Origin of the sequence: Streptomyces anatolicus, assembly GCF_019400875.1 — a bacterium.
Classification (GTDB): domain Bacteria; phylum Actinomycetota; class Actinomycetes; order Streptomycetales; family Streptomycetaceae; genus Streptomyces; species Streptomyces anatolicus.
In genome coordinates this window covers 1-5,033 of record NZ_WMBF01000461.1, presented here as the reverse complement: position 1 = coordinate 5,033, position 5,033 = coordinate 1, and the positions used below count along the sequence as shown (strand labels likewise).

6 protein-coding genes are annotated in these 5,033 nt (G+C 73.1%); 4 read left to right on the top strand and 2 right to left on the bottom strand.

What is annotated here, in order from left to right; all coding sequences use genetic code 11:
- The first annotated feature begins 15 nt into the window (after nucleotides 1-15).
- From paaC to GKQ77_RS27385, 4 genes are all read left to right on the top strand, one after another.
- Complete coding sequence (paaC, locus tag GKQ77_RS27400; protein ID WP_219691612.1) at nucleotides 16-726, top strand: 1,2-phenylacetyl-CoA epoxidase subunit PaaC; 711 nt, start codon at nucleotides 16-18, stop codon at nucleotides 724-726.
- Nucleotides 720-1,220 carry a 1,2-phenylacetyl-CoA epoxidase subunit PaaD gene (paaD, locus tag GKQ77_RS27395; protein WP_219691609.1) on the top strand — a complete coding sequence of 167 codons (501 nt, stop codon included), beginning with the start codon at nucleotides 720-722 and terminating at the stop codon, nucleotides 1,218-1,220. Before paaC ends, paaD begins: the two co-directional genes overlap by 7 nt.
- Nucleotides 1,220-2,293 (top strand): 2Fe-2S iron-sulfur cluster-binding protein, encoded by a 1,074-nt coding sequence (locus GKQ77_RS27390; RefSeq protein WP_219691608.1) that lies wholly within the window; start codon nucleotides 1,220-1,222, stop codon nucleotides 2,291-2,293. Before paaD ends, GKQ77_RS27390 begins: the two co-directional genes overlap by 1 nt.
- Before the next feature lie 115 nt (nucleotides 2,294-2,408).
- Nucleotides 2,409-3,542 carry an acyl-CoA dehydrogenase family protein gene (locus tag GKQ77_RS27385; protein ID WP_219691607.1) on the top strand — a complete coding sequence of 378 codons (1,134 nt, stop codon included), beginning with the start codon at nucleotides 2,409-2,411 and terminating at the stop codon, nucleotides 3,540-3,542.
- Nucleotides 3,543-3,573: 31 nt separating this feature from the next.
- Here the strand turns inward: GKQ77_RS27385 and GKQ77_RS27380 are convergent, their stop codons facing one another.
- The gene (locus GKQ77_RS27380; protein ID WP_219691611.1) at nucleotides 3,574-3,903 is read right to left on the bottom strand and encodes a rhodanese-like domain-containing protein; all 330 of its coding nucleotides are present in this window, start codon (nucleotides 3,901-3,903) and stop codon (nucleotides 3,574-3,576) included.
- A gap of 86 nt (nucleotides 3,904-3,989) precedes the next feature.
- Nucleotides 3,990-4,952: a hypothetical protein gene (locus tag GKQ77_RS27375; protein ID WP_219691610.1), complete on the bottom strand. Its 963-nt coding sequence runs from the start codon at nucleotides 4,950-4,952 to the stop codon at nucleotides 3,990-3,992.
- Nucleotides 4,953-5,033 lie beyond the last annotated feature (81 nt).

Genomic DNA, 5,033 nt, shown 5'->3' with positions numbered 1-5,033 from the left:
GCCCCGGCCCGCGCGCTGCCCACGAACGCGCCGGCGCTCGCCCTGGGTGACGACGCCCTGGTGCTCTCGCACCGCCTGGGGGAGTGGGCGGGACACGCCCCCGTCCTCGAGGAGGAGGTCGCCCTGGCGAACATCGCCCTCGACCTGCTCGGCCAGGCCCGTGTCCTGCTCTCCCTGGCCGGTGACGAGGACGAGCTGGCGTACCTCCGCGAGGAGCGCGCCTTCCGCAACCTCCAGCTGGTCGAGCAGCCGAACGGCGACTTCGCCCACACCATCGCCCGCCAACTCTACTTCTCCACGTACCAGACCCTGCTGTACGGCCAGTTGGCGTCCGGCGAGAGCGAGTTCGCGCCCCTGGCCGCGAAGGCCGTCAAAGAAGTCGCCTATCACCAGGACCACGCCGAGCAGTGGACGCTGCGGCTCGGCGACGGGACCGCCGAGAGCCACGAGCGGATGCGGCGCGGCCTGGACGCGCTCTGGCGGTTCACCGGCGAGATGTTCCAGCCGGTGGACGGCATCGACGTCGACTTCGAGGCGCTGCGGCAGAGCTGGACGGCCTCGGTGACCGCCGTCATCGAGCGGGCCACGCTGACCGTGCCCGAGGGGCCGCAGAGCGGCGCGTGGACGGCGGGCGCCGGACGCCAGGGCCTGCACACCGAGCCGTTCGGCCGGATGCTCGCCGAGATGCAGCACCTGCACCGCAGCCACCCGGGGGCGTCATGGTGACCACCGCGCCCACCGCCCTGGAGGCGGAGCTGCTGGCCCTCGCGGGCTCGGTGCCCGACCCCGAGCTGCCCGTGCTGACCCTGGCCGACCTCGGCGTCGTGCGCGGCGTGCGGGTCCTCGCCCCCGGCAAGGTCGACGTCGAGCTGACCCCGACGTACACCGGTTGCCCGGCGATCGAGGCCATGACATCCGACATAGAGCAGGTGCTGCACGACCGCGGCATCGCCGATGTCTCGGTGCGCACGGTGCTCTCCCCCGCCTGGTCGACGGATGACATCAGCGCCGAGGGCCGCCGCAAGCTGGCCGAGTTCGGCATAGCGCCCCCGCGCTCCCACCCGTCGGACGGCCCCGTCCCGTTGAACCTCTCGATCCGCTGCCCGCACTGCGGATCGACCGACACGGAGCTGCTCAGCCGCTTCTCCTCCACCGCGTGCAAGGCGCTGCGCCGCTGCGCCGCCTGCCGTGAACCCTTCGACCACTTCAAGGAGTTGTGATGGCCCGCTTCCACCCGCTCCGGGTAGCGGCGGTCGACCGGCTCACCGACGACTCCGTGACGCTGACCTTCGACGTGCCGCCCGCGCTGCGCGAGGAGTACCGCTTCGCTCCCGGCCAGCACCTCGCGCTCCGCCGTTTCGTCGAGGGCACCGAGATCCGCCGGACGTACTCGATCTGCTCCCCCGCCCCGCGTCCCGACGCCCCCGGGGAGCCGCGGACGCTGCGGGTCGGGGTGCGCCTCGTCGAGGACGGCGCCTTTTCGACGTACGCCTTCAAGGAGCTGAACGTCGGCGACGAGCTGGAGGTGATGACCCCGGCCGGGCGCTTCACCCTGGACCCGGCCCCGGGGCGCTATGCCGCGGTGGTCGGCGGCAGCGGGATCACCCCGGTGCTGTCCATCGTCACCACACTCCTGGAGCGCGAGCCGCAGGCCGACTTCTGCCTGATACGCAGCGATCGCACCGCCGCCTCGACGATGTTCCTGGAGGAGGTCGCCGACCTCAAGGACCGCTGGCCGGACCGCTTCCAGCTGGTGACCGTCCTCTCCCGGGAGGAGCAGCAGGCGGGCCTCGACTCCGGGCGGCTCGACGAGGAGCGGCTCACCCGGCTGCTGCCGGCGCTGCTGCCCGTGGCGGAGGTCGCGGGCTGGTTCCTGTGCGGCCCGTTCGGCCTGGTGCAGGGCGCGGAGCGGACCCTGCGCGGCCTCGGCGTGGACCGCCGGCGCATCCACGAGGAGATCTTCCACGTGGACGGCGGCCTGGCCACTGCGCCCGCGACCCCGGCGGCCACCCCCGCGCACAGCACGGTGACGGTGACCCTGGACGGCCGCTCGGGCACCTGGCCGGTCCTGGACGGCGAGTCCCTTCTGGAGACGGTGCTGCGCAACCGCGCGGACGCGCCCTACGCCTGCAAGGGCGGGGTCTGCGGAACCTGTCGCGCCTTCCGGGTCTCGGGCGAGGTCCGCATGGACCGGAACTTCGCGCTGGAGCCGGAGGAGACCGAGGCCGGATATGTGCTGGCCTGCCAGTCCCACCCGACCACGGACACAGTGGAGTTGGACTTCGACCGCTGAGGCAGACCCCAGGGAGCCACGACTGAGGCGCCGCCGCCGTTCCCTTCCACTGGAACCTGTTCTATCTTGACGCCCCGTCAGATACGCGCGGAACCGGTGCACGGGAGGACAGCCAGTGGACTTCACCTTCACCGAGGAACAGCAGGCGGTGGTCGAGGCGGCGAAGGCGCTCTTCGCCGGTGTCGCGCCGGACCAAGTGCCGAGCCCCGCCCTCACGCCCGGTGCCGTCGCCGAGGACTTCGACCGCGCCCTGTGGTCCCGGCTCGCGCGGGCCGACCTGCTCGGCCTGCTCATCGACGCCGAGCACGGCGGTGTGGGCCTCGATCCGATCGCCCTGTGCCTGGTGCTCCGCGAGTCCGCGAAGGTCCTCGCGCGGGTGCCGCTCCTGGAGAGCAGCGCCGCCGCATGGGCGGTACAGGCCCATGGAGGCGACGAGTTGAGGGAGCGGGTCCTGCCGCGGGCCGCCCGCGGGGAGCTGGTCCTGACGGTCGCCGCCAACGGCCGCATGGGACACGACCCTGCCGAACTGGCCATCACCGCCCAGCGCGACGGCGACGGCTGGCTCCTTGACGGACTCCAGACGGCCGTGCCCTGGGCGCACAACGCCGACCTCGTCGTCCTGCCCGCCCACACCCCCGAGGGCCGCACCGTCCTCGCCCTCGTCCCTCCCGTTCAGGAAGGTCTCACCCTCGCCGAGCAGTACTCCACCAGCGGCGAGCGCCTGGGCGAGCTGCGCCTGGAGGCCGCGCGCGTCGCCGAGGCCGACGTCATCGAGGCCGACGGCGCCTGGGACGGGCTGCGCGACCTGCTCGCCACCGGCACCTGCGCGCTGGCCCTGGGGCTCGGCGAGGGCGTCCTGCGGATGACCGGTGAATACACCAGCAAGCGCGAGCAGTTCGGCCACCCCGTCGCCACGTTCCAGGCCGTGGCGGTGCAGGCCGCCGACCGCTACATCGACCTGCGCGCGATGGAGGTCACCCTCTGGCAGGCCGCCTGGCGCATCAGCACCGTGGCGGACAGCGCGCTGCCGGTGGCGGGGGACGTGGCGGTCGCCAAGATCTGGGCGTCGGACGGCGTACGCAGGGTCGTGCAGACGGCCCAGCACCTGCACGGAGGCTTCGGCGCCGACACCGACTACCCCCTGCACCGCTACCACGCCTGGGCCAAGCAGCTGGAGCTGTCCCTCGGCCCGGCGGCAGCGCACGAGGAGGCACTGGGCGACCTCCTGGCCGCCCACTCGCTCAGCTGAGAGCGGCGGAGCCGCGAGGATCCGGGGAACCTCAGATGACAGCGCCCGGCTGTCCCTTGTCGTCGACGACCGGGCGCCCGGAGGCCTCCCAGGCCTCCATGCCACCGGCGACGTTCACCGCGTCGATGCCCTGCTGCCCGAGGTACATGGCGACCTGGGCGGAGCGGCCGCCGGACCGGCAGATGACGTTGACCTTGCCGTCCTGCGGCGCGGCCTCGGTCAACTCGCCGTACCGGGCGACGAATTCACTCATCGGGATGTGCAGCGCGCCCGCGGCGTGGCCCGCCTGCCATTCGTCGTCCTCCCGGACGTCCAGCAGAAAGTCACCGCTCGTGAGGTCGTCGACGCGGACGGTGGGCACATGAGATCCGAAAGCCATGCCCCGACGCTACCCGACAGACAACGGCCCGCGGACAGGACCACTGGCCCGCAGTGAGGCCTGCGCGGTCACGCCTGCGCGGTCAACCGCTCCAGCTCGGCCTCGCGCTCGGCGACCTGCGCGAGCAGTTGCTCGGCGACCTCGTCCAGGAGCGTGTCGGGGTCGTCCGGGGCGATGCGCAGCATCCCGCCGATCGCGCTCTCCTCCAGCTCCTTGGCGAGGACGGAGAGGAGTTCCTTGCGCTGGGCGAGCCATTCGAGCCGCGCGTACAGCTCCTCGCTGCGGGTGAGCCGGTGCTCCTCGGGCACGGGCCCCGCGGCCCACTCCTCGGACAGCTCCCGCAGCAGCGCCTCGTCGCCACGGGCGTACGCCGCGTTGACGCGCGTGATGAACTCCTCGCGCCGCTGCCGCTCGCCCTCCTCCTGCGCCAGGTCCGGATGCGCCTTGCGGACCAGCTCGCGGTAGAGCTTGCGGGCCTCCTCGCCGGGGCGCACACGCTGCGGCGGCCGCACCGACTGATCGGTCAGCATCGCGGCGGCCTCGGGGTAGAGCCCCTGGTCGTCCATCCAGCCGTGGAACAGCTCCTCGACGCCCGGCATCGGCATGACCCGCGCCCGCGCCTCTTCCGCCTTGCGCCGGTCCTCGGGGTCGCCCGTGCGGGCGGCGGTGGCCTCGGCGATCCGCGCGTCCAGTTCGTCGAGGCGCGCGTACATCGGGCCGAGCTTCTGGTGGTGCAGGCGGGAGAAGTTCTCGACCTCCACCCGGAAGGTCTCCAACGCGATCTCGTACTCGATCAGCGCCTGCTCGGCGGCGCGCACGGCCCTCTCCAGGCGCTCCTCGGGCCGCTCGGGCGCCGCGCCCGCTCCCGCCCCGCCCCGGCCCGGGCCCTCGTCCCGGTTCCCGCCGCGCTCATCGTCAGGCTCTTGGCGCCGCTCCTCGGAGCGCGCCCTGAGCCGCTCCTTGAGCTGGTGCTTGAGCCGCCCTTCGGAACCCGCCTGCCGCGGCTCCTCGCCGGGGGCCTCAGGAGCCAAGGGCTGCGTCTCAGGAGCCTCGGGCCGCGTCTCAGGAGCCTCTGGCTGCGCCTCAGGAGTCTCGCGCTGCGGTGGCTCGGC